Origin of the sequence: Bacillus sp. YP1 (genome assembly GCF_000877815.1) — a bacterium.
GTDB lineage: Bacteria > Bacillota > Bacilli > Bacillales > Bacillaceae > Bacillus > Bacillus subtilis.
In genome coordinates, this window is sequence record NZ_CP010014.1 from 3,176,543 (window position 1) to 3,200,751 (window position 24,209).

At 42.6% G+C, this 24,209-nt stretch carries 23 protein-coding genes; 3 read left to right on the top strand and 20 right to left on the bottom strand.

Annotated elements, in window-relative coordinates:
- Nucleotides 1-18: 18 nt before the first annotated feature.
- From mdxE to QF06_RS15690, 4 genes are all read right to left on the bottom strand, one after another.
- Entirely contained in the window at nt 19-1,272 is a 1,254-nt protein-coding gene (gene mdxE, locus QF06_RS15675) for a maltodextrin ABC transporter substrate-binding protein MdxE (RefSeq protein WP_041850497.1), read from the bottom strand.
- A 95-nt stretch (nt 1,273-1,367) separates the two neighbouring features.
- Nucleotides 1,368-3,137 carry a maltogenic alpha-amylase gene (mdxD, locus tag QF06_RS15680; protein WP_041850496.1) on the bottom strand — a complete coding sequence of 590 codons (1,770 nt, stop codon included), beginning with the start codon at nt 3,135-3,137 and terminating at the stop codon, nt 1,368-1,370.
- 112 nt (nt 3,138-3,249) lie between these two features.
- Nucleotides 3,250-4,200, bottom strand: a complete 951-nt coding sequence (locus tag QF06_RS15685) for a LacI family DNA-binding transcriptional regulator (RefSeq protein WP_029318349.1) — start codon at nt 4,198-4,200, stop codon at nt 3,250-3,252.
- Between the two features lie 191 nt (nt 4,201-4,391).
- Complete coding sequence (locus QF06_RS15690) at nt 4,392-4,967, bottom strand: LOG family protein (protein WP_003228180.1); 576 nt, start codon at nt 4,965-4,967, stop codon at nt 4,392-4,394.
- 116 nt (nt 4,968-5,083) lie between these two features.
- On the opposite strand from QF06_RS15690, the gene QF06_RS15695 reads away from it, so the two are divergent.
- Nucleotides 5,084-5,404, top strand: a complete 321-nt coding sequence (locus QF06_RS15695; protein WP_041850495.1) for a MazG nucleotide pyrophosphohydrolase domain-containing protein — start codon at nt 5,084-5,086, stop codon at nt 5,402-5,404.
- Nucleotides 5,405-5,430: 26 nt separating this feature from the next.
- Here the strand turns inward: QF06_RS15695 and QF06_RS15700 are convergent, their stop codons facing one another.
- Both QF06_RS15700 and QF06_RS15705 read right to left on the bottom strand, forming a co-directional pair.
- On the bottom strand, nt 5,431-7,023 hold the full coding sequence (locus QF06_RS15700) for a SulP family inorganic anion transporter (protein ID WP_041850494.1): 1,593 nt from the start codon (nt 7,021-7,023) through the stop codon (nt 5,431-5,433).
- Nucleotides 7,024-7,041: 18 nt separating this feature from the next.
- Nucleotides 7,042-7,635, bottom strand: coding sequence for a beta-class carbonic anhydrase (locus QF06_RS15705; RefSeq protein ID WP_003228173.1), 594 nt, complete (start codon nt 7,633-7,635; stop codon nt 7,042-7,044).
- A 383-nt stretch (nt 7,636-8,018) separates the two neighbouring features.
- On the opposite strand from QF06_RS15705, the gene QF06_RS15710 reads away from it, so the two are divergent.
- Nucleotides 8,019-8,996: a 2-hydroxyacid dehydrogenase gene (locus tag QF06_RS15710; protein ID WP_072173470.1), complete on the top strand. Its 978-nt coding sequence runs from the start codon at nt 8,019-8,021 to the stop codon at nt 8,994-8,996.
- Between the two features lie 36 nt (nt 8,997-9,032).
- Here QF06_RS15710 and psdB read toward each other — a convergent pair whose 3' ends face one another.
- From psdB to QF06_RS22035, 5 genes are all read right to left on the bottom strand, one after another.
- Complete coding sequence (gene psdB, locus QF06_RS15715; RefSeq protein ID WP_041850493.1) at nt 9,033-10,973, bottom strand: lantibiotic ABC transporter permease PsdB; 1,941 nt, start codon at nt 10,971-10,973, stop codon at nt 9,033-9,035.
- Nucleotides 10,948-11,727 (bottom strand): lantibiotic ABC transporter ATP-binding protein PsdA, encoded by a 780-nt coding sequence (gene psdA / locus QF06_RS15720; protein ID WP_003228167.1) that lies wholly within the window; start codon nt 11,725-11,727, stop codon nt 10,948-10,950. The genes psdB and psdA overlap by 26 nt, the downstream gene beginning before the upstream one ends.
- An 82-nt stretch (nt 11,728-11,809) precedes the next feature.
- Nucleotides 11,810-12,880 (bottom strand): two-component sensor histidine kinase PsdS, encoded by a 1,071-nt coding sequence (gene psdS, locus QF06_RS15725; protein ID WP_041850492.1) that lies wholly within the window; start codon nt 12,878-12,880, stop codon nt 11,810-11,812.
- Nucleotides 12,874-13,587 (bottom strand): two-component system response regulator PsdR, encoded by a 714-nt coding sequence (gene psdR / locus QF06_RS15730; RefSeq protein ID WP_003228163.1) that lies wholly within the window; start codon nt 13,585-13,587, stop codon nt 12,874-12,876. The genes psdS and psdR overlap by 7 nt, the downstream gene beginning before the upstream one ends.
- A gap of 346 nt (nt 13,588-13,933) precedes the next feature.
- Entirely contained in the window at nt 13,934-14,704 is a 771-nt protein-coding gene (locus tag QF06_RS22035) for a DUF6973 domain-containing protein (protein ID WP_043940202.1), read from the bottom strand.
- Between the two features lie 136 nt (nt 14,705-14,840).
- Here QF06_RS22035 and QF06_RS15740 point away from each other — a divergent pair, with 136 nt between their 5' ends.
- Nucleotides 14,841-15,041: a hypothetical protein gene (locus tag QF06_RS15740; RefSeq protein WP_373569463.1), complete on the top strand. Its 201-nt coding sequence runs from the start codon at nt 14,841-14,843 to the stop codon at nt 15,039-15,041.
- Nucleotides 15,042-15,104: 63 nt separating this feature from the next.
- Here QF06_RS15740 and QF06_RS15745 read toward each other — a convergent pair whose 3' ends face one another.
- The 9 genes from QF06_RS15745 to QF06_RS15785 form a co-directional block, all read right to left on the bottom strand.
- Nucleotides 15,105-15,869 (bottom strand): arylamine N-acetyltransferase family protein, encoded by a 765-nt coding sequence (locus QF06_RS15745; protein WP_080332556.1) that lies wholly within the window; start codon nt 15,867-15,869, stop codon nt 15,105-15,107.
- Nucleotides 15,870-16,127, bottom strand: coding sequence for an HPr family phosphocarrier protein (locus QF06_RS15750; protein ID WP_003219835.1), 258 nt, complete (start codon nt 16,125-16,127; stop codon nt 15,870-15,872).
- Nucleotides 16,128-16,150: 23 nt separating this feature from the next.
- The gene (gene whiA / locus QF06_RS15755) at nt 16,151-17,101 is read right to left on the bottom strand and encodes a DNA-binding protein WhiA (RefSeq protein WP_003228147.1); all 951 of its coding nucleotides are present in this window, start codon (nt 17,099-17,101) and stop codon (nt 16,151-16,153) included.
- Nucleotides 17,102-17,123: 22 nt separating this feature from the next.
- On the bottom strand, nt 17,124-18,077 hold the full coding sequence (gene mgfK, locus QF06_RS15760; protein WP_003244450.1) for a gluconeogenesis morphogenetic factor: 954 nt from the start codon (nt 18,075-18,077) through the stop codon (nt 17,124-17,126).
- Between the two features lies 1 nt (nt 18,078).
- On the bottom strand, nt 18,079-18,966 hold the full coding sequence (rapZ, locus tag QF06_RS15765) for an RNase adapter RapZ (protein ID WP_003228143.1): 888 nt from the start codon (nt 18,964-18,966) through the stop codon (nt 18,079-18,081).
- A gap of 26 nt (nt 18,967-18,992) precedes the next feature.
- Nucleotides 18,993-19,469, bottom strand: coding sequence for an 8-oxo-dGTP diphosphatase (locus QF06_RS15770; protein ID WP_010886622.1), 477 nt, complete (start codon nt 19,467-19,469; stop codon nt 18,993-18,995).
- A gap of 318 nt (nt 19,470-19,787) precedes the next feature.
- Nucleotides 19,788-20,738 carry a thioredoxin-disulfide reductase gene (trxB, locus tag QF06_RS15775; protein WP_003228139.1) on the bottom strand — a complete coding sequence of 317 codons (951 nt, stop codon included), beginning with the start codon at nt 20,736-20,738 and terminating at the stop codon, nt 19,788-19,790.
- Between the two features lie 218 nt (nt 20,739-20,956).
- Nucleotides 20,957-22,366, bottom strand: coding sequence for a peptidoglycan DL-endopeptidase CwlO (gene cwlO, locus QF06_RS15780; protein ID WP_041850491.1), 1,410 nt, complete (start codon nt 22,364-22,366; stop codon nt 20,957-20,959).
- 380 nt (nt 22,367-22,746) lie between these two features.
- Complete coding sequence (locus QF06_RS15785) at nt 22,747-24,201, bottom strand: tetratricopeptide repeat protein (RefSeq protein ID WP_041850490.1); 1,455 nt, start codon at nt 24,199-24,201, stop codon at nt 22,747-22,749.
- Nucleotides 24,202-24,209: the final 8 nt, after the last annotated feature.

Genomic DNA, 24,209 nt, shown 5'->3' on the forward strand with positions numbered 1-24,209 from the left:
GGACGCTATCCCGCCGTTTTATTTCACATACTTTTCTTTAATATTTTCCTTTATGACGTTTACAGCATCATTCGCTGATGTTTGTGTCGATTTTTTTCCTGAAGCTGCATCAAAAATTAAACTTTCCGCTCCTGTCCATACTTCAGCCATTTCCGGAATATTTGGAGTCGGCGTTGCTGTTTCATATTGTTTAATCACAGCTGACGTCAGTTCATTCTTTTGCTCATCGGCTTTCTTCCTTGCAGCCGTGTTGGCCGGAACTTCGTTTGTATCCTCATAAAAAGCGTAAGCATTGGCATCATTTGCAGCATACTCAAGCCATTTTTCAGCCAGCTCGGGCTCTTTTGTATATTTCGAGGCAACCCAGCCCTTCCCGCCAGCAAAAGGGGCGTATTCTTCTCCATTTGGCAATGTCGGAATGGGAGCCGCTCCGTAGTTCAATTTAGCCTCTTTATAGTTGGCAGCTGACCAAGGACCGCCAATGATCGCAGCCGCTTTGCCTTCTAAAAACATCTGCTGAATAAAGTCGTCTGCGCTTGAATTGTCTTGCATTCCTTTCGGCCAATATGTCTCAAACCATTTCTCCGCATATTTCACCGCTTCTACAGCCCCTTTATTGTTCAGGCCGATGTCCCCGGAATCTGTGCCGTTTTTTCCAAACACATATCCGCCGTATCCAGCCAATAAGCCGTACGACATATAAAAGTCAGTCCATTTTGCTAAAAATCCGGTTGATTTTCCTTTTTCCGAAGCAAACGCGAATCGAGGATCTTCCGTTAACTTTTCAAGGTCTTTAAATGTTTTTGGCGCTGTTTTTAAAAGATCTTTGTTGTAATACAAAATAAGTGTCTCAATGACTAGCGGCATTCCGTACACTTTGCCGTCAACTGTCACCTGCTGCATTTCTTTATCACCAAAGCTTTTTGTATGAGATGGCTTAATGTCAAGCAAATGTCCTTGCTGTCCCAAACCGCCGATCCGGTCATATGCAGCAAGCATAACATCAGGCGCATTACCCGCCGGGCCATCAAGAGGAAGCGCCTCCAACTGTTCGAACATTTGCTTTTCAACAATTTTTACTGTGACGTCATTCTCTTTTTCGAACTTTGTTTTTATGCTTTCAATGTATTCTTTATACGTTTCTTCGACAGACACAGTCAGCACCTTTTTGCCATCAGAGCTTGCTGGATTTTTTGAATTTGAGCAGGCGGCAAGGCCGATTGCCAGAAATGATGCCGCCAATATGGCGAACCCCTTTTTAAAAAGAACCATCTCTTTTCCCCCTTCTATTTACGAAACTATAACAATTGTATTTTCCTATAGAAAGCGGTTACAACAACTTTCGATTTGTTACCGATAACAGAATTTTATACTGGGGCAGCAGCACTCAAAATCAAAAATTCTCCCGGCTGAACGGCAATGACATCGTGATGCTGAAGCGGCTGCTCTGTCCATGCATCACAGATCCTCTTATTCCTTTCAATATTCAAATCTAGTAAACTGACGTGTTGAACCACATTCCCTTGATTAAAGAAATAAATCAGTATTTTTTCATCAAAAGTCCGCGAAAAGCTAATAAAATCATTTTTGTCGTCCAGCAGATTCCACTCAAGATGTCCTTCAGTCAATAAAGTGTTTTCCTGCTTGCGTAAAGCAATTAACCGTTTCATAAATTGCAGCATGTCTTGGTTTTGCTTCTCCTTTTCCCAAACCATACATTTCCGGCATAATGGATCATTTTCGCCGTCCAGCCCGATTTCCGTCCCGTAATAGATGCATGGTGAGCCTGTCTGGGCAAACATAAAGGCCAGCAACGCGCGTGCTTTCTTCTCATCATTGCGGCATCTGGTCAAAAGGCGCTTTGTATCATGGCTATCCAGTAAATTAAACATCACCTCATTGGCCTGCTTCATTCCATTCATCAAATGTGCATTGACACGGTAGGCCATACGTGAGGCTGGGATCGTCCGGTCAGCAAAATATTCAATCATAGGCTCTGTAAAAGGGTAATTCATCGCCGCATGAAATTCATCCCCTCTAAGCCAGGGTTCGGCAGAATGCCAGATCTCACCTAAAATATAAACGTCAGGCTTTTCAGTAGATACAGCCTGCCTGAATGTCTTCCAAAACACGTGATCCACTTCATTTGCGACATCCAAACGCCAGCCGTCAATGTCAAATTCGCGAATCCAGTACAAAGCAATATCAAGCAAATATTTCTGCACTTCGGGATTAGCCGTGTTTAGCTTCGGCATATCAGCTGTAAAAGCAAACCTGTCATAATTGTCGCCTGTGACGGGAAAAGAGTGAATATGGAACCAATCCTTATAGCGGGATTGATCTCCGTTTTTAACGACATCCTGCCATTGCGGAGACGCGCTTCCTATATGGTTAAAAACCGCATCAAGCATAATTCTCATCCCCCGCTGATGCAGCTGGCTGACCAATGTACGAAAAATCTCTGGATCCCCGAAATGCGGATCAATAGAAAAGTAATCCAGCGTGTCGTATTTATGATTAGAAGGCGCGGAAAAGATCGGCGTCAGATAAATGCCGTTCACCCCTAAATCCTCTAAATAATCAAGCTTGTCAACAATCCCTTGCAAATCTCCTCCAAAAAAATCATTGACGCCCGGGTCCTTGCTCCCCCACGGCAATGAATTCTTCGGTGACAAGTCTTCTCTTCCATTTGCAAAACGCTCCGGAAAAATTTGATACCAAACCGTTGACTTGACCCATTCAGGCGCTTGAAATGTATCAGCCTCGTGAACAAACGGAAATTTAAAGTAATAATGAATCGTTTCCAGTGTTTTTTCGTTATAAGGGCATAAACCCGAACTTCCGAAAAAGATGTCTTCATGATCGTCTGTTACAACAAACGCATATTGTAAACGCCTAAATGGCGGCACCACTTCAGCAAACCAATAGTCATGCATTTCTGTTGCAGCAATTTTTCTCATCGGCTGCTCGTTTGCCGACCATTTGCCGTCGTTGTACTCATAGGGATCACCCCAAATGAATCGAATGTGATCTGCATCACCTTTTTTCGTCCGAATCTTGATATGCACAGTCCGCCCATCATAAGAATAAGCATCTGTGCTGAATGGCTGGTGGTGAATCGCTGCATATTCCATCATGTTTCCCCCTTTGATTTCCGTTTTATTGAAGCCGGCTCATAGTTTGAAAGTATCATGATGAAATTGTGGGAACAATCCTTTTCACCCTGTTACCGATAACAGAATACGGCGCTTACAGCGTTGATTCTCGTACAATTAACTCTGGTTCAAAAAATAGACTTCCTTGTGCAGCACCGTCTTCATTCATTTTTTTCAGCAACATTTTCGCACAGGCTTCCCCCATTTCAACAACAGGCTGTCTGACTGTAGTCAAGCGCGGCGAGGAGATGCGATCAAGAAACACACCGTCATTCCCGGTAACCGCAACGTCTTCTGGAATTCGCTTTCCAAGGGATTGCGCCGCACGAATGACGCCGAGCGCGATTCGATCAGATGCGCAGACAAATGCGGCCTGATTGTCCATGGATTTCAGCAGTTCTCTTGCAAGGCCTTCACTTTTCTTAGAACTGTTGTCGATCCGAAACATATTCGATTTTTTAAAGCTTTTATTCATCGCCCGTATATACCCCTGTTCTCTTGCACGTTCGAAAGGCTCATCTAAATCAATGCCAAAAAAGACAACTTCCCGCTCCCCCAGCCCCATAACATGGCGGGTTGCCATAAAAGTGCCTTTCTCGTTATTCACATCGATAAAGTCATAGCCCATTTCATTTTGTCCAAATACGACGAGCGGCTTCTCAAAAGCTTTTATTACACCTTCAAAATCGTTCTTTCTCAAGCCGGTGGCAATAATGCCGTCACATTGGCCAATATTAAGAGAATTTCTTGTCACAAGCTGGAGAGCATAGTGATTGCGATCCAGCTCCCTGCTGATTCCTGTCAGCAGGTTCATGTAATATGGTTCTGTCGTATCCATTTCCTCAAGTATCAATAGTTTCACAACCTGTGTTCTGTTTTGCACGAGCGCTCTCGCCGCATAATTAGGGATGTAATTCAGCTCTTTCATCGCAGAATGAACAAGCTTTTTCAATTCATCTGTCACCGTCTCAGGGTGATTGATCACTCGTGATACCGTCATTTTTGAAACATTTGCTTTTTTCGCCACATCTGACAAAGTTGCCATTTTCATCCCCTCCTTATCTGTGCTTATTATCCAAACTAGTGATAAAGTCCTCTATTACTGCTAAATATACGATGCAGGCAAAAGAGAAATAAAAAAGAGATTTCCCTTAAGGAAACCTCACTTTGTTAAAAACACTCGATATTTCATGGATCATAACTCATTCTCTCCACTTCCATGAGAAAGTCTCTTTTTTAAATTTCTGTCCACTTTTTTTCTAAAATCGGATAAGAATAATTTTGCATTTGCTCAATTAACTCATCCGGCCGTGACGAGCTGTGAATCAGTTTTAGGTGCGATTCGTTAGAAAACCCTTCTTGAATGCTGTATTTCACCATTTTCATCATTGGTTCAAAATATCCGTTTACATTGTACAGTCCGATTGGCTTTTGGTGGATGCCGATCTGTGCCCAGCACAGCACTTCAAATAATTCTTCATATGTACCGAAGCCGCCCGGCATCGAGATAAAGCCGTCCGCCAGCTCGCTCATTTTAGCCTTTCGTTCATGCATCCCGTTTACTTCAATCAGCTCAGTCAGGTTTTGATGGACAACCTCCCCGCTGAACAAACCGCTCGGCATGACCCCGATTGCAGTTCCGCCGTTTTCCATAATCGCGTCAGCAATCGTGCCCATCAAGCCTACGCGGGAGCCCCCATAGACAAGGCCGATTCCCTGCTCAGCCATATACACGCCAAGCTCTGCCGCTTTTCTTTTATACGCTTCATTTCCCCCAGGGTTTGATCCCGCAAATACACAAATGGTTTTCATCTTGTCATCTCCGCATCTATATATCGTGTTAAATATTCAAAAACACACTATATATTGTCCCATCTTCATGTGATAATATCAATATGAAATACATAAAGAATGCAGGAGTGATGAGGTTGCAGCTGGCTGATGCAGAAAAATGGATGAAAGAGTTTTACGAAAAAAGAGGCTGGACAGAATACGGACCTTTTATTCGCGTCGGCTTTTTAATGGAGGAAGCCGGAGAACTGGCCCGGGCTGTCAGGGCGTATGAAATCGGCAGAGACCGGCCGGATGAGAAAGAATCGTCACGCGCTGAGCAAAAACAAGAATTGATTGAAGAAATGGGAGATGTCATCGGAAATATCGCCATTCTTGCTGATATGTATGGTGTCTCTTTAGAAGACGTCATGAAGGCCCACCAAGAAAAACTGCCAAAACGATTTGAGCATGCATAAAAAAGCGGCCGCGATGGCCGCTTTTTTTAACCTGTGATTTCATCATGGTGATCAAAGAAATGCTGCTTTCCTATTTTGTGAAAAAGGCCTGTTTTATGCAGCAGCTCCTTCGGCTGCGATTGCAATCCTACAATCATCAGCTTTCCATTGTGGCGTTTAATTCGATTCATAATGTTCCCAAGCACCGCTTCAGCTGACGTATCCATATAGTTCACCTTATTCATGAGCAGAATGAGGGTTTTCGGTTTTTTCTGTACATGCTCCAGCAATGACGATTCAAGGGAATCAATTGACCCGAAAAACAGCGGCCCTTCTATGGCATACATGCTGACAGATGGATCTTCTCTCTTCGCCAGAACAGGATGCGATTCCTGATTGTGGATGCGGGTCGCTTCGCTCATTCTTCTGATAAAGAACACAAATGCGAGCAGCAATCCGGTTGCCACACCGATGATTAAGTCAAACAGAACCGTAAGGGCGAAGGTCGCCGCCAAAATAAAGGAATCAGCGTTTTTCAGTCTCAGCATGTTTGCGACTTCCTTGCGCTCACTCATATTCCATGCGACCACCATGAGAATCGGTGCCATACTGGCGAGCGGCACATGGGACGCATAAGGCGCAAATACAAGCAGGACAAGGAGAACGACTACGCCGTGAACGACGCCGGAAACTGGGGAAACCGCTCCGTTTTTTATATTGGTCGCCGTTCTCGCAATCGCTCCTGTAGCCGGGATTCCGCCAAACAGGGGCGCTGCCATATTCGCAATTCCCTGGCCGACAAGCTCCTTGTTGCTGTCATGCTTTGAGCCCTTCATGTTATCAGCGACCATTGCGGACAAAATCGACTCAAGTCCTCCAAGAAGCGCGATGACAAGCGCAGCCGGAAACAGCATGACCATTCTATCCAAAGTAAACTCAGGAAACTGAAATTCAGGCAAATGGCGGGGGATTTCTCCATAAGTTGACCCGATCGTTGCCATGCGGTCAGGGAAAAAGACAACCGCGACCACTGTGGAAATAAGAAGCGCCAACAAAGCGCCCGGCACTTTAGGCATCACCTTGGCGGATACAAGCAAAATGACGAGCCCGATCACAGCTGTCAAAATGGCATACACGTTAAAGGTGCCGAGCTGCTGCACAATTTCAAACATGTTGTGGTGAAAGTTCTCATGTTTTTCAACATTTCTCAATCCGAGAAAATTAGCGATTTGTTCCGTAAAGATTAACACGGCAATTCCTGCTGTAAAACCGACGATAACGGGTTTAGGCACAAATTTCATTATTTTTCCGAGCTTAAACAGCCCAAACAGCACCAGCATTACCCCTGCCATAAACCCCGCAATCAGCAGATTCTCTAATCCGTACTGCATGATAATGCCGAACAGTATCGGGACAAAGGCGCCTGTCGGACCGCCAATTTGATATTTAGATCCTCCGAACAAAGAGATACAAATCCCCGCTATAACAACAGTATACAGCCCGTATTCGGGCTCGACTCCCGAGGCAATGGCAAACGCCATTCCTAAAGGAATTGCCACGACACCTACTACGATACCTGCAATTAAGTCTTTCTGAAATTTCTGTAAATTGTATCCCTTGAATCTCCCTGAGAATCGCATATTTTGTTATAACCTCCCTTATGAGTGATTGTTTATTAGCTCAGTTTCATAACCGTTAATGACCACATCAAGTTTTCCTGTTTCAGGGTGAATGACAAGCCCGTGAACCGGCACCTTTTTCGGAAGCAGCGGATGATTCTTAATCATGTTCACACTGTGGGAAACGCTTTCTTCCACGCTGTGAAAACCAGTCAGCCACGTTTTCAAATCGAGTCCGGCACTCGTCAGCAAATTCAGGCAGCTATCCTCCACCCCGCGTTCCTTTGCTTTCTCAAGAATCGAGGACGCATTTAGCCCTGACATTCCGCATTCATGATGGCCGACAATGCATACCTCTTCAGCCTGCAATTCATAAATCGCGACCAGTATGCTTCGCATCACGCTTCCAAATGGGTGAGAAACGATGGCTCCCGCGTTTTTTACAATTTTAGCATCACCGTTTCTAAGCCCCATTGCTTGCGGAAGAAGTTCTGTAAGCCTTGTATCCATACAGGTGACAATGACGAGCTTTTTTGAAGGAAACTTTGTCGTTTTGTACGGTTCATACTTCTTCTCTCTGACAAACCGCTGATTGTGTTCCAAAATTGATGTTAAAGAAACCATTTGATTCATCTCCCATCCATATGATTTTGCAAGCCTTCTTACCCAGCTTACAGTAAGGAATTATAGCATAGGAATAAGCCAAGAAAAGGATTTCAAAAAAAGACACTATAATTGAACTGTAGAATCAAAACATAAACATTTATATCTTTCAAAGATAATAAAATTTATATTTAATGAATCCTATAATCCGGCTGCTGCTCGCATATTGATGATTTGTCTGACAAAAAATATGGGTGAATTCTGATAATTAAAAAACTTTTTTAAGCAGATTTAGCTGTTCGATCTCCATTTTAAGTTCAAAAGAACCAGAAAATAAAAAGAATGCAGCTATATTTTTAACATCTATTTATTTCCGATATAATGAAATAGACAATAGCCATAAAGGGGGAGCCTTGTTGAAACCATTTGTATTTATCACAAAACCGATTCCTGAAGAGATTGAAGCATTCATCGGTGAACATTGCCGTTATGAAGTATGGCAGGAGGATACGCTTCCGAGTGACGTGCTATTTGAAAAATTAAAAGATGCGGAAGGGCTTTTAACGTCAGGGACTTCCGGGCCGTCAATCAATCGTGAGTTGCTGGAACACGCGCCTAAGCTCAAAGTGGTCAGCAACCAATCAGTAGGCTACGATAACTTCGATATAGAAGCAATGAAAGAAAGAGGAGTCGTCGGGACTCATACACCTTATACACTGGATGACACAGTTGCAGATCTGGCTTTTTCACTGATTCTGTCTTCCGCCAGACGTGTTGCCGAACTGGACCGTTTTGTCAGAGCAGGAAAATGGGGAACCGTGGAAGAGGAAGCGCTTTTCGGAATTGATGTTCATCATCAAACGTTAGGCATTATCGGCATGGGCAGAATTGGAGAACAAGCAGCGAGACGCGCCAAATTTGGTTTTGATATGGAAGTGCTTTATCATAACCGACATCGCAAACAAGAAACAGAAGACAGCATCGGCGTTAAGTATGCAGAGCTTGATACATTGCTGGAGCAATCTGATTTTATTCTTCTCATTACGCCGCTGACTGATGAAACCTATCACATGATAGGAGAACGTGAATTTAAGTTAATGAAGGATTCAGCAATTTTCGTCAATATTTCCCGGGGAAAGACAGTCGATGAAAAAGCACTGGTTCGCGCTCTTCAGGAAGGCTGGATCAGGGGAGCCGGCTTAGATGTATACGAAAAAGAGCCTGTCACCCGAGATAATCCGCTTCTGCAGCTGGATAATGTCACGCTGCTTCCTCATATCGGTTCAGCAACAGCTAAAGTGCGCTTCAACATGTGCAAACAGGCCGCCGAAAATATGATTGCAGCCATTCAAGGACAAACACCGAAAAATCTCACAAGAGAATTTCAATAAATCAAAAATCCGGTCTGATAACAGACCGGATTTCTATTACATACGCTGAAGAACAGCACGCTTATAAATATGGCGGGTGACGATATAATAAACAGCCTGGAATACAAAATAAATGAAGATGACAATTACGGCCTCAAGAAATAAATTGGAATTCAGCATATTACTTAACGCTGCATACGCAAAGCCGGCGTGAATCGTACCTGCGATAAATGGGATGAAGAATAAAAATCCTATTTGCTTTCCAAGGATCGAGTGAATCTCTTTGTCCGTAACCCCTATCCTTTTTAACGCTAACACCTGCACTCTCGTATCTTCTATTTCCGTAAACATCCGCAAATACAGCATGCTTCCTTGCACGATAAAAAACAGCACGCTGACAAACAGACCAATAAACAGCATTAATGCAACTCCCTGCTTCACAATTTGATAACTAGGAGCACGTGTTTGAAAATCAGATGTATGTTCTTTCGGCACCATGTTTTCAAGCTTTTCAGAGACATCCACCGTCTCCTGCCAATGCTCAAGCTCATAACCTACCATTCTCATCTGTTCCTTCAGCGGCACATCCTGTGACAGACTGTCAAAGCTCTTTTCGCTGACAACCAATAAACGGCTGACTCCATCGACAGACATCAATATCCCTTTGTTTTGCTGCTTTTTCATGACGTAGGAAAGGGTTTTTCCTGACTTCATATGAAATGCTGCTGTTTCCCCTTCTCCAAATGTGTCTTTAACCATCATTTGAAAAGAAACATTAATAAATGCTTCATTTTCTTGTAAATGAATAACTGGGAACCCTTTTTCCTTTGCGACTTGATTATAGACCTTTTCTGAAATCAGCAAAGCTTCCGCTTCCATCTTCTTATTTCCATACGGCAAGTCTGACTGAAAAGTGACAGGAATCCCAGTGGCATCCACCTTATACTTGATAACAACATGAGCTTTTTTCAATGTATTCTCAGCCGTCTCAGGCTTCATGACCTGAAAGCGGGAAGCATCCTTTTCCACCCAGGAAACAGACTGAGGAATGCTTTGCTCCTCCTGCCTTTGTAAATCGGAATAAAACATATAGATGACACCTGTAGCTGTTAGTATGACCGCTGTAATGACAGAGGTTAAAAACAGCATGCGTGCATGATCCTTCAGCCTGAATATCATGTTGGAACGCACAATGATATTTGTGCCTTTGTAGAAGCTGTGTTTCTTTCGGTACAGCATGCGGAAAAACGCCACACTGCTTTGTGTAAAAAAGAAATACGTGCCAATTAACACTAAAATCAAAATTGGAAATACCCGAAACATCATGTCAATTGCATTGGCTGTTGCAGATAGATAATAACCGCTGCCAAGACATAGCAAAGACAATACAGTGAGCCATTTCGAATAAACCGGCAAGCTTTTCGGCTTTTTGGCCGATTTAATCAGTTCAATGATTTCCAGCTTCCGAATCCGTCCCAGTGATAAAATGAGCAGCGTCTGAAACAGGATGAGAAAGCCGGCAATTGTCATCACAAACGCTTTCGGCACAATGGCAAACGAAATCGGCACCTTCACGCTGAGCATCCATGTCATGATCATAAAAAACAGTTTTGAAAATAACAGGCCTGCTCCAATGCCGGCCGCAATCGCCGCAAGAGAAATAAGTGACTGCTCATAATAAATCATCTTGCGAAGCTGCTGCTTTGATGTGCCAAACAGTGTCAGCAGCCCAAACTCTTTCTTTCTTGCCTGCAAAAACGCTGAATTGGAATATGTGATGAAAAATATACAAAACACAATGATGACGACAAGAGCTGCGCTCAAGCATGTTTTGACAAGGCTTCCGCCATATATATTGTCTTCATTGACATCAGGATGAAAAATAAATGATGTGAAGACAAAAAACACCGAAACGGCAAACACACAGCTTAAAAAGTAGGCCACATACCGTTGCAGATTCCCAAGAATGTTTTTACGGGCGATAGTTCTCAAATTCATGAAAATCGCCTCCCAACACACTCAAGGTATCCAATATACTTTGATAAAACACCTGCCTGTTTGTTCCTCTGTGAATCTCTGAAAAGAAACGTCCGTCTTTAATAAAAACAATTCGTTTACAGAAACTTGCTGCTGTGGCATCATGCGTAACCAACAGAATCGTCGCTTCCTTTTCCTCATTCAACTGAGCTAGTGTGTTCATCACTTGCTTTGCCGATTTTGAGTCGAGGTTTCCTGTCGGTTCATCGGCAAGAATGAGCGCTGGATTGTGAATAATCGCTCTGGCACAGGCTGCCCGCTGCTGCTGTCCGCCCGACACCTCATATGTGCGGTGATCGAGAATATGCTTGATTTGCAGCGTATCCGCCAGTTCATCCAATCGGGCTTCCATTTCTCTCAGCTTTACCTTATCCAATGCGAGCGGCAAGAGAATATTTTCACGAATCGTCAGCGTATCAAGCAGATTAAAATCCTGAAAGACGAAGCCGAGTTCTCTTCTGCGAAACAAAGCCAGCTCTTGGTCCTTTAACGTTTTCGGCTGAATGCCGTTGATCATCATCTCGCCCTGGGTCGGCTTATCAATGGTAGCCAGCAAATTCAAAAGCGTGGTTTTTCCGCTTCCCGACGGCCCCATAATCCCGACAAATTCTCCTTTTGACACACTGAGATCAAAGGCGCTGAGCGCTTGGTATGATATTGTTCCTTTATTTGAATAGTACGTTTTCGATAGGTTCGTTGTTTGCAACACGTTCATGTTCTGCTCCTCCTTTTTCTTTATTATAAAAAGGAAGTCAGCATCCTCCCATCGAACTTTCTTGCAATTCCGCTCCCCAACCTTACAATGCTGTCACATTCACGAGGGTGTCACTTGAAAACACGATGGTCATCACAGTGCCAGCCCCTTCTTTTGATTCCGCATACAGCTTATGGCCGAGACGGCTGCACACCTGTTTTGCCAAATAAAGGCCCATTCCAGTTGCCTCTTTCATGGTTCGTCCGTTTTCTCCGGTAAAAAACGCGTCAAAAATCCGCGGCAGATCCTGCGGCGGTATGCCGATTCCTTCGTCGGCAACCGACAATCGCGTCTCATGTCCCTGCGTTTCAATACGGATTGTAATAGGGTCTCCCACACCTTGCTTGGAATATTTTAAGGCGTTGAAAAGGATTTGCTCAACAACAAAGGAAAGCCACTTTTGATCACTGGAAATCTGAATGGCATTTGGCGGCACATGTAATGTTGGAAAAAGGCGCCGTTTAATAAACTGACGTTTTTCCTGATTGATCAGTGAACGAACCATTTCTGTCAAATCAAAAGTTTGCGGCTTTACATCAAATGCAAATTCCTCCAGCCGGGCCGTTTGCAGCATCATATCAAGACCGTGGCGAAATCTCTCATTCTCATCCTCCAGCTCCTCTAAAAACGTCGGAAAAGAGGATGAAGTTCCGTTTTTTCCTTCCTGAATCATTAAGGATATGACGGATACCGGTGTTTTCATATGGTGGACCCATTGGTTGGTGAAGGTATAATGCTGTTTTTGCTGATTGATATATTGTGAGAGCCTGCTTTCGTATTGCTGCCCGAGTGCGTTGATCATTTTCGTCCAAAGCGCTTGCTCTCCTGTTCTTGGCTTTCGGGCTTTCAAAGACTGTCCGATGTCATTCGAAGAAGAGGCTTGTTCTGCAAGCTTTTTAACATAGGTGAGAAAGGAAATTTGCCGAACATAATCAGCAGCAAAACCTGCGGCTAAAAGAGTACCGGGCAAAATCCATATGTACATCATATTTTCTTTGGAAGGTTCTGCGCCGCTCTCGATAATGCTTAAATACGCAATCAGCATGGCGGATCCTATCCCTAATAATGAAAATAGAATAATGGCTAAGCGGTCGATGAGATAAGTCTTTAACATTCCGCTTCATCCTTCCGATTGACTTGAAATTGATAGCCTTGTCCTCTGATTGTGGAAATGCAATCTTTCAGTCCTGCATTCTCCAGTTTTCTCCGCAGCCGGTTGACATTGACCGTTAACGTATTGTCATCGACAAAATCAACGTCATCCCATAACGCCTCCAATAGTTCATCACGAGAGACAATTTTTTTATGCTCCCTCACAAAAATCGAGAGAAGCTGGAATTCTTTTTGGGAAAACAAAATCCGGACGCTGTTCCACTCCGCTTCATTTTGATCAGGATAAATCGTTAGCCCGCCAAGCTCCACTATTCTTGATTCCTGCGGCAAAGAGGGCGAGTATTCACCATATGTGCGGCGCAGGACGCTTTTGATTTTGGCCATCACTACCTCTAGATGGAACGGCTTTGTGATATAATCATCGCCGCCATTTTCAATCGCCATTACCTGATTCAGCTCATCGGTCCGTGCCGATATAAAGATAATCGGCGCATTGGAAATGGTACGGATTTGCCTGCACCAATAAAACCCGTCAAAAAAAGGCAGGTTGATATCAAGCAGCACAAGATCAGGCTTCATTTCTGCAAATTCCAATTTTATATCATTCAGCTGTTCAGCAATTTTCACTTCATATCCGTATTTTTGAAGATGACCGCCCAGCAAAGAAGCAATCCGCTCATCATCTTCCACAAGCAAAATCCGATACACGTTGATCCCCCTTATATGTACATCACGATGATTTTTCTAGAAGATTCCAAAATTATTATAGCATAAGGGAAACCAAGCGATTCAACTTGCCTATAGAAAGCAGTCAAAATAGGTAAAGTTGTAAAAGCCAATAAAGTGATATTTTAACCGAAATATATAATATAGTTGAGAGTTTTTAGTAAGTTCTCTTTTTCAATTAATAAAAAATTCATTTAATTTTTTTATTGCCTTTGGTTAAGTTATGTGCTTTTTATAATAAAAAAAGCTTGTGACTAAATCCAAACAAATGGATATAATCAACAAGCGAAAAAGTCTATAAAATATTCTAACAAAACCAAAATAAAAACTATTTTCCTGTAGTACCGTTAGTAGCTACTAACTTACCATTCACGATCCTTACTAGACTACCTTGTTTAACCATACTTCTTAAGACACTGCTATATTTTACGCTACTATATGTATAATAGTTTTCAGTAGCAAGAAATCTCCCAGTTTCATTGTTCATAAGATCCATCTGTTTATCTAAACCTGAAGACTTTGATTCATGTGCCGTTGCCCATACTTTTGCTCTATTATACCCATGGCTTGGTCCTCCGCCAAACGATTGTACTAGACGAGCATTCCAATAACTATGGCGAAATGCATCTCCATTTCCTTTCCCAAGTTGTTCTTTACCATAATATTTTTCCGCTTCCGCTTTAGCTTCTTGTGCAGCATTACCATACTTCACAAATTCAAGCGGATTACTTTTTGCTAAACGAATCTCTGCATCAGTTAAAGCTCCAAAACCGGGAATACTGTAATCCATAGCTGAAAAAGAAGTTGATTTATTTTGAATTGCTTGCTGAATTGCTTTAGCAGCAATTTGATTAAGTTCTTCTTCTGTATAATTTTTGTTAGCAATCTTTTTTTCTAGTTGATCATTTACTTTACTTAACATATTGAAGTCCGTATTTCTGAGTTCCTGTTCAGTTAAATATAATTTATTCTTTTTTGTGTGTTCGGTCTTTGAATATTGTAGTTTATCTGGTGAATATTCTTTGGCTAAAGCCGTTGATGAAGTAAAAATTGTTGCTGAAATTACTACGCTTGATAACAGAATTATACTCTTTTTCACAAATTAAACCTCCAAATAATGTAATAACATGTAAAATTTTATCATATCAAAATTGTATTATCAACAATTATTTTCACAAAAGGTATTTTTTGATATAGTTGAAATAAACTGTGAGAGGGTGATTTATTTGAAAAAAATGTTAATGCTAATTTCTGTCCTCTGTATAATTTCTGGTTGTGAAAAAAATTACACAGGTAAATTCACTGAATGGGGAGATACAGTAACAGAAGATAACAAAAAATGCTTTAAAGAAAATCAAATTCCTTATAAGATTGACAACGGTAAAATATATATTCCCGAGGATGCTTTTGATATGGCTATTAATACTTGTTCCTGATAGGTCACAACTATCTTCTTTGTTCACAAAAAAAGCTTGCAGACATGCTGCAAGCTTTTCATGTTACAAAAAATAAGTATTTAATTTCTCTTCAAATCCTGAAGGGCCGATGTCGCTTTTTTGAATGTTACCGCCGTTTTCATGAATCGTAAAATGGCGGTCTGACATGACCATCCTTCCGCTCGGCGTCAGCTTTGAGGCAAGCGGTGATTTGTTAAAAGGAGATTTTTCATGAGAGTGAATCATGTCCTTCATGTTATCTAAATCACAGAGATCACTCTCTTCAAGGGTAAAGGCGTACCCAATTTGCCAGCCTTCTCTTTTGTCCATCAGCAGCAAATGGCTGCCCTTTTCTGTCTCTTCTTTTTTGATTCGGAATGACCCGACTGGTGACTGTACCGTTTCTCCGGAAAGTGGTATTGGCTGGAGCGCAAGGTTGATGCCGAAGCCGATATCAACGAGATAATCGCCGTTTTCCGCAGACAGCCATACAGCAGCATGCGTCCCTTCTAGTGCCCATCCCTCTTGATTGCCTGCATAAACCGTTCCTCGAATGAGCTTCACATGAAACCCGGCCTCACGCAAGACAAAATAAAGGAAACCATTTAAATCGTAGCATAGGCCGCCGTGCTGATCTTTGAGCAGACGTCGCCACAGCTCTTCTTTTGTGATCTTATAGTTCTCTTTTGCAAGTACGGCACGGTTTTCGAATGGAAAACGGTATGCCATTGCTTTGAGAAAAAGGGGAAGATCGCCGAAGCTGACATGATCTTTCTCCCAGCCGATTTTCTGAAAGCAGTCTTTTAGAAAGTCACTCATTTTTATCACCTAAACTTCTTCTTGAACGTAAGCTGCCAGCTTCTCCAGCGCCTCTTGTTCATCTTCTCCCTGGGCAATCAAGGTAACCTCAGTGCCTGTGCTTACCGCAAGGCTCATCAGCCCCATGATGCTTTTGGCGTTTACTTTTTTCCCATCCTTCTCAAGAAACACATCTGACGTAAACCGGTTTGCTTCTTGTACAAACAAAGCAGCAGGACGTGCTTGCAGTCCTGTCTTTAATCGAACTTCCACTTTCTGTTGAACCATAAGATCTCCCCTTTTCTTTACGGTTATTTTAAAGTGACGGTTTGCCCTGTCCGCAGCTGTTCTGCGATTTCGTCAAGTTTTCTCAGCCTGTGATTGATCCCTGATTTGCTGATTTTCCCGCTTGCTACCATTTCCCCCAGCTCTTTCAGCGTCACTTCCTGATAATCAATCCGCAGCTGCGCAATTTCCCGAAGTTTTTCAGGCAGCGCCTCCAGGCCGATTCTTTCATCGATGTATTTAATATTTTCCACCTGTCTCAGCGATGCGCCGATTGTTTTGTTTAAGTTGGCTGTTTCACAATTGACGAGGCGGTTGACCGAATTTCTCATGTCCCGGACGATTCTGACATCCTCAAATCGCAGAAGCGAATTGTGAGCGCCAATTACGTTCAGAAACTCTGTAATCTTTTCAGCCTCTTTTAAATAGGTAATGTAGCCTTTTTTCCGTTCAAGCGTTTTGCTGTTTAACTGAAACTCATTTAACAGGTCGCATAATGAATCGTTATGCTCCTTATAAAGAGAGAAGATTTCTAAATGATACGAGGAGGTTTCCGGGTTATTGACCGAACCTCCTGCCAAAAATGCTCCTCTCATATAAGAACGCTTGCAGCATCTCTTTTTGACCAGCTCTTTCGAAATACTTCGTTCAAACACAAAATTCTCCCCGAGTATTTTTAAATCCTCTAAGATTGTTTTTGCATTTTCTGAAAAACGCACAATATAGACGTTATTCTTTTTCAGCCGCATTTTCTTTCTGACCAGCAGCTCGACCGACACATCATATTGTTTTTTCAGCAATGTATAGATGCGGCGGGCAATCGCCGCGTTTTCGGTTTGAACATCGAGTACGAGATGGCGGTTTGTAAATGATAAAGCTCCATTCATCCGAATGAGTGCAGACAGCTCGGCATTAATGCAGCAGTCCTTCACTTCCAGATTCGTTAATTCTTTTTTTGTTTCTGATGCAAATGACATATAGCCACCTCATTTCAAGGCTTCATTCTTTCAGTAAATCAACAAGAAGAGAGGCCACTTTATGTGTATCGTGACGTATTACGTCATTTTTATACGTTACAATTTGATCTCTGATGACTTCAAGCCCCATCGCTTTCAGCTCTTCGATATCAAAATCAACAGGACGCGCCGATTCCATTTCGTACTTACGTTTTATTTCGTCGGGAATGTCTTCACTGTTCACTAATATCGTATCAATAAAACCGCAGCCCATATGCTGATTGAGCGCTTTCACATGATCAGCAGCGGTGTAATGGAGCGTTTCGCCGGGCTGAGTCATCACGTTGCAAATGTATACTTTTTTCGCCGGCGCCTTTATCACTTCTTCCCCGATTTTTGGGACGAGCAAATTGGGAAGAATGCTTGTATAGAGGCTTCCCGGGCCGATAATAATCAAATCCGCTTCCCTGATCACGTCTATTGTTTCCGGCAGCGGATCAATCTGTTCAGGCGTGAGAAAAACACGCTTAATGCGCTGTCCGTATTCTGGGATCGTTGACTCGCCTGAGACCACGCGGCCGTCTTCCATCTCAGCATGCAAAACAACACTGGCATTGGCAGCCGGCAAAACCTTTCCTCTTACATTCAGCACCTTGCTCATTTCAGTGACAGCGTGAAAAAAATCACCGGTTATATTTGTCATCGCTGCCAAAATCAAATTCCCGAGAGAATGGCCTGTTAAGTCATTCCCTTTATTGAAGCGGTGCTGAAAAAGATCTTCAACAAGCGGCTCCACATCGGATAAAGCGGCAAGCACATTTCTGATGTCTCCGGGAGGCGGAATTTTCAGTTCATTCCGCAGACGGCCAGAGCTTCCGCCATCATCAGCAACTGTTACAATGGCCGTGATGTCAACAGGTTTATGCTTTAGGCCCCGAAGCAATACAGAAAGACCTGTACCGCCGCCAAAGATTGCGATTTTCGGCTTTTGTCCCATCTTATTTCCGGCTTCTCTTTTCAATGTCCCGGTGAGTAACATGAGTATAGTAATCCTTTTTGAAATAATCAGCTAAATTCTCGGCTAATGTCACAGAGCGGTGCTGGCCCCCTGTGCAGCCGATCGCAATGACAACCTGGCTTTTTCCTTCTCTTTTATAAGATGGAAGCATAAAGCTCAGCAGATCAATTAATTTCTCATTGAACTTTTGTGTTTCATTCCACTTCATGACGTAAGAGGAAACCTCTTTATCCTTGCCAGTCAGCGGCCGCATGCTTTCGATATAGTACGGATTCGGCAAAAATCTGACATCAAAGACAAGATCTGCATCAATTGGAATACCGTATTTAAAACCAAATGACATGACATTCACGGTAAATGTCTCTCCTTGGTTTGTCGCAAAGTGCTTCACGATTTTTTCACGCAAATCACGCGGCTTCATGTCAGACGTATCGTAAATGATTTGAGAGCGGCCTTTTAATTCCTCAAGCAGCTCTCGTTCTAGCGCGATGCCTTCAAGCGGCAGGCCAGTCGCTGCCAGCGGATGCGAGCGTCTCGTTTCTTTATATCTCGTGACGAGAATGGAATCCTTCGCGTCCAGGAATAAAATTCGCGGTGTGATCCACGGATTTTCGGCCATTTCATCCAGCGCTTCAATCAGCCGGTCAAAAAATTCGCGGCCGCGCAAATCCATCACGAGCGCAACTTTGCTCATTTTCGAATTTGATTCCTTCATCAGCTCTAAAAACTTCGGAAGCAATGAAGGCGGAAGATTATCGACGCAGAAATAGCCGAGATCTTCAAAGCTTTGGATCGCGACAGTTTTCCCCGCTCCCGACATTCCGGTTATAATGACAAGCTGAATATCATGTGATTCACTAGCACTCATCTTTCTCCCCCCCCTGACTTGTCTTTCTATTTGATGTGCTGCGGGTCTAAACGATAACTGAGCAGCTCAAATTCCGGTGTATACGTAAATGTGCCGTGCAGCAGCCCTTGTCCCTTCATCATAAAATCAAGGATATGGCCGTCTCCAGGGGCCATAGGCAGGTTCTGAATGTCATTGACATCGTGCCACTGCAGTTTGCCTTCCTCTGATTCTGATACATTTTGTCCTGTATATGAATCAGCGACAAACGTAAACATCATCCACTCGGAGACAATGTGGTCACCGTCTTTAATAATAAAGGTAAAAACGCCTTTTAATTGAGGATTTATGATATAGATACCAGTCTCTTCTCTGTACTCTCTGATGACGGAGTCTCTGACTGATTCTCCGCTCTCCATCTTGCCTCCCGGCGCGACCCACCATCCGCGTCTCGGCTTTTGAAGCAGAAGAACTTTGTCATCCGTCTGAAGCACACAATTTGTCACTCTTTGCAAGTACGTCACCTAACCTTCGTCCTGTCATCGTCTCTTTATTATACCGCTTCAAGATGCCTCCCACAATGAAGAGACATTGACAATCTTTTCTTCTATTTTACAGCATATTCATTCCTTAATTCAGATGATTTTGCTGTAACTGGCATTCATCTTTTATTTATGGACAAAAAAAGGACACGGATAACTGGAGAATCCGTGCCAAAAAAGTGTATTCATTATAAAAAGGGGGTCAATTACTTTATTAATCATAACCGAAAAGCATTACACATGTGTTACAGCGGAATTAAAACCCAGTAACGTAATGTGAAACTCGTATGACAGCCCTTTTTATTTTAAGGTTTTCAGCGTTTCTTGAAGCTCTTCGACATAATGCTGTACGCTTTGTGCCGCAATGCTTCCGTCTCCTGTAGCCGTTACGATTTGGCGCAGTGATTTTTCGCGAATGTCTCCGGCAGCGAAAATTCCTTCAACCTTTGTCTCCATGCGGTCGTTTGTTTCGATATAGCCTTCTTCATTCGTAATGCCCAGGTTTTCAAACGGTTTAGACAGAGGAAGCATGCCGATGTAAATGAATACGCCGTCTGTTTTGAATTCACTTTCTTCACCGGTTACCGTATCGACAAGCGTTACGTTACCGACTTTGCCGTTTTCCTCATGAATTTCCTTCACGGTTTTATTCCATAGGAAGTCAACTTTTTCATTATCAAATGCTCTCGCTTGAAGAATACTTTGAGCACGGAGTTTATCACGTCTGTGAACAATCGTTACTTTTGAAGCGAAACGAGTCAGATACACGCCTTCTTCAACCGCGGAATCTCCGCCGCCAACAACGACAAGTTCTTTGCCTTTAAAGAAAGCGCCGTCACATACTGCACAATAAGATACACCGCGGCCGCCCAATTCTTTTTCGCCAGGCACACCGATTTTTTTATATTCCGCACCAGCAGCAATGATAACAGCACGGGCTTTATATTCTTTTGAACCGGCTTTGACTACTTTGTACTCTTTGCCGTCAACGACTTCTTTAATATCGCCATAAGCGTATTCAGCGCCAAATTTTTTCGCGTGTTCAAACATTTTGTTAGAAAGCTCAGGCCCAAGGATACTTTCGAATCCAGGATAGTTTTCTACATCTTCCGTATTGGCCATTTGTCCGCCAGGAATTCCTCTTTCAATCATTAATGTCGATAAATTCGCTCTCGATGTGTATACAGCGGCCGTCATCCCAGCAGGGCCCGCGCCGATTATAATCACGTCATAAATTTTTTCTTCTGACACACTATTCACTCCTTAAACCATCTTTTCAAGTTTGGGCTCTTTCTTATATGATAAGAATCCCCATCAAACGTATTCCTTACCCATATCCTATAAAATCTCATGGTGATACGCTATTTTTTTGCTCATTTTTTTCGAAACGCGATTAAATGTATTTCAAAAGGGTATGTATATTAATAAAGAAAGAGCCTTCTGTTTATAGAAGGCCCATGTCTTAGTTATTATTGAACAACACGTCTTACATTACCATTGAAGTATTTTTTCCAGTAAGGGTTATTCATAGAATCAATTGAAACACCATGTGAAGAATTGTCGTTAAGGAACGTTCCGTTTCCTAAATAAATCCCAACGTGACCGTTTACTTTGTATGTGTCAAAGAAAACTAAGTCTCCGCGCTTCATTTCTGACGGGCTGACAGCTCTTCCTTTATTAATTAAAGTGTCAGTGCTCGTTCCGCTAACAGGTCCAAGGTTAACACCTGCAGAAGCGTATGCCCAGCGTACAAATGATGAGCAGTCAAAAATACGGTTGTTGATATCAGACTGAGTGCGTCCGCCACCAAACTTGTACGGAGATTGTCCTACAATGCTTGAACCAACGCTGATCGCGCCTTCAATTCCGCCGGAGTTGCTGATAACAGTGCCGCCTGAATTGCTGTTTGAGCCGCTGCTCTTCTTAGAAGATGATCCGTTAGACGAACTGTTTGATGAACTGTTAGAAGAATTGTCTGAAGAATCATCAGATGAGCTTGCTTTTGCTGATTCAGTTGTAGCCGTTTGGCTGTCATCTGTTTGTGTTTCATCAGATGCTTTTTGTGCTTCTTCCTGCTTTTTGATCAAAGCAGCCGCTGCTTCTTGTTCTTTTTTGATGCGTGCTTGTTCAGCTTCAGTATTTGCTTTTTGATTTGCAAGTTCAGACGCCTCTGATTTTAATTCAGAAATCGCTTTAGCCGTTTTCTTCTGGCTTGCCTTTGCTTCGTCGAAAAGCTTGTCTTTTTCATTAAGCTGTTTATCAAGGTCTTTTTGCATTGTTTCTAATTTAGCCAATGCAGCTTGAACTTCTTTCAGCTTGTCATTCAAATCCGCTTCAGAATCTTCGAGCTTCGCTTTATCCTGTTCTTGCTGTTTGATTAAATCTTTGTCTGCGTCCACAATAGATGAAACCGCAGTCGCACGAGAGATAAAGTCACCAAAGCTTGTTGATCCTAAAAGAACATCTATGTATCCTTGAGATCCGCCGCTTTCCTGTAAAGAACGAACGCGTTTTTTCAGGATCTCATTGCGTTTTTCGATGCGTGCTTCTGTTTCTTTAATCTCTTTTTTCAGTTTTTTGATTTCTTCTTTTGTTTTATCATTTTCTTCTTTTTTATCTTCAATCTTGTTGCTTGTATCAAGCGCCTTATCATTAATGTCTTTCAGTTCTTTTTCAATCTTTGATTGATTTTCCTGAAGCTCGGTTAATTCTTTTTCCTTCGCTTCAATGCTGGAAGCAACCTCAGATTGCTTGCTTTCGATTTTTTGTTTCTTTTCATCTAATGTTTCCGCCGATGCAGTTTTACTTGTAAATGGGATCAAAAAACTGCTTGTCCCGATGACGGAAGCCAAACCAAGTGTAATTAAACTCTTTCTCACTTTTTATATCCTCCCTTTTACTGTGAACCTGTCCTCATTTGGAATCGTATTTTGAACATCAAGTTTCGTTCCTCATACTCTACGAGGAATGATGGTTGTTTATGGTTAATTATTCTGTGCATCTCTTATTCTGGTTGTATAGCGTTTATTTCACATCATATGTAAAAAACACTAATTCCTTATGTACGAGAATCATTATACCATCAAGTTTCGACAAATTAGCGATAAATTTTATTACATTTATGTTTCAAACAGATGTCAAGTCACACATCATTTGTCATTTTTCTTAAGCGTGTAAAAAAACTGTCGATATTATTTTCTTAATATAATCTATCAAACAAAAAAAGAGTCGATTAAATAAATCGACTCTTTAAAATTTACTATTCTAGAATATCATCAATATATTTCATATATTTCGTCAAAGTTGCCGGAGAGATGCCGAATCGGGTCGCTGTGTCTTTTTTCGTGTCTTGCTTGCCATGGGCTTCCTTCCAAATATAACAGATGGCTGCTGCCCAGCCTTTCTCATTCTTCAACGGAGCAGCTGCACGAATTTGCTGGATGACATGGAAAACCCAGCAGCTCATGACTTCTGTTTTCATCTCTTCTTTTTCAGCTTGCTCTAATAATTTGACCGTTTGATAAGCGAAAAGTGCATCCTCTGAAACGTCAGCAGTAGCAGAATCTCCATTCAGAAGCAGCTTTACAAAATGATTTTCAAAAGGAGCGGTAATTCTCTTTGAGCGTATCACCGCTTCAAGATGCTCTGTTTCTCCCTTTGTGCTGCTGATATAATAGGCTGCGAGACGCTGCTCCACAGATGAAGGAAGAGCTTCCCTCCGCTCAATCCAAGGCGCCGGGCGGTCTTCGCCGGGATATTGCGACTCGACTTTTCTCCAGATCGTCTCGGCAAAGTCGGTATGTCCCGTAAAATAAGCAGAGCAGGAAAGCCAGTAAAAGAAGGTGTCGTCCCCTTCAAAGCCGGTTTTATATAATGATTTGAGCCATTTATATCCGATCTCGTAGCGGCCGACAAGCGCCAAAGTAGCACCCAATTTATAACGCTGCTCCATTAGCATCGGATAGACATTGGAGAGCTGATCACTCAATTCCGCCACTTTTTCGTCTTCTCTTTCATAATAGTAGAAAACGAGAAGATTGCATAAGGCGTGAAGATTTCCTTCATTATGAGAAAGCACTTCATAAGCGGTTTGCTTCGCTTTTACAACGTTTCCTGAATAGAAATAGGCAAGCGCGAGATTGTTGTATGCTGACCAAAGCTCCGGATATTCAGCTGTGATTTCCTCAAGCGCCGCAACCGCTTCAGCAAGCTGGCCGCTTTCCAGCAATGACTTTGCCCGATCCTGTTTCACCAGCAGTTCATCCTGATCATACAACGAATCCTCAATGCCGTCGTCTCCTAAATCGAGCAAATCCAGCAGACTATCGTTTTCTTCGGCGAATTCACCATCCGGGTCCGCATCAGAATAAGCGGCCGCTTCTTTATAAGCTTCCTGGAAGAGCCCCAGATGGGCAAAGTTATTCGCTTTAAAGTAATGGCACTCCGGCATTTCGGCCTCCAGATTTGCCATGATATAGTCAAGAAGATCGTTCGACTCTTGATACTGGCCCATTTCCGAATAAATGACCGCAAGCTGTGAAAGCATCTCTGAATCCTCCGGCTCCAAATGAACCGCGCGCTGAATCAGTTTGCTTGCCCGTTTTAGATTGCGCTCTTTATACGCTTTCAAGCCTTTATGAAAAAAATATTGTCCATCTTGAAGCAGCTGGACAATTTGTGCGTGATTTTTATGTTCAGAAGTGTGTTTTCCCACAACTACCC

Coding starts and splice junctions, on each gene's coding strand:
- QF06_RS15705 (WP_003228173.1), bottom strand. CDS start 7,635: ATGAATCAAATGGTTTCTTTAACATCAATTTTGGAACACAATCAGCGG.
- psdS (WP_041850492.1), bottom strand. CDS start 12,880: ATGTTAAAGACTTATCTCATCGACCGCTTAGCCATTATTCTATTTTCA.
- psdA (WP_003228167.1), bottom strand. CDS start 11,727: ATGAACGTGTTGCAAACAACGAACCTATCGAAAACGTACTATTCAAAT.
- QF06_RS15685 (WP_029318349.1), bottom strand. CDS start 4,200: ATGGCAACTTTGTCAGATGTGGCGAAAAAAGCAAATGTTTCAAAAATG.
- QF06_RS15690 (WP_003228180.1), bottom strand. CDS start 4,967: ATGAAAACCATTTGTGTATTTGCGGGATCAAACCCTGGGGGAAATGAA.
- rapZ (WP_003228143.1), bottom strand. CDS start 18,966: ATGAGTGCTAGTGAATCACATGATATTCAGCTTGTCATTATAACCGGA.
- mdxE (WP_041850497.1), bottom strand. CDS start 1,272: ATGGTTCTTTTTAAAAAGGGGTTCGCCATATTGGCGGCATCATTTCTG.
- mgfK (WP_003244450.1), bottom strand. CDS start 18,077: ATGGGACAAAAGCCGAAAATCGCAATCTTTGGCGGCGGTACAGGTCTT.
- QF06_RS15700 (WP_041850494.1), bottom strand. CDS start 7,023: ATGCGATTCTCAGGGAGATTCAAGGGATACAATTTACAGAAATTTCAG.
- psdB (WP_041850493.1), bottom strand. CDS start 10,973: ATGAATTTGAGAACTATCGCCCGTAAAAACATTCTTGGGAATCTGCAA.
- QF06_RS15750 (WP_003219835.1), bottom strand. CDS start 16,127: ATGGTTCAACAGAAAGTGGAAGTTCGATTAAAGACAGGACTGCAAGCA.
- QF06_RS15740 (WP_373569463.1), top strand. CDS start 14,841: ATGTTAATGCTAATTTCTGTCCTCTGTATAATTTCTGGTTGTGAAAAA.
- whiA (WP_003228147.1), bottom strand. CDS start 17,101: ATGTCATTTGCATCAGAAACAAAAAAAGAATTAACGAATCTGGAAGTG.
- mdxD (WP_041850496.1), bottom strand. CDS start 3,137: ATGATGGAATATGCAGCGATTCACCACCAGCCATTCAGCACAGATGCT.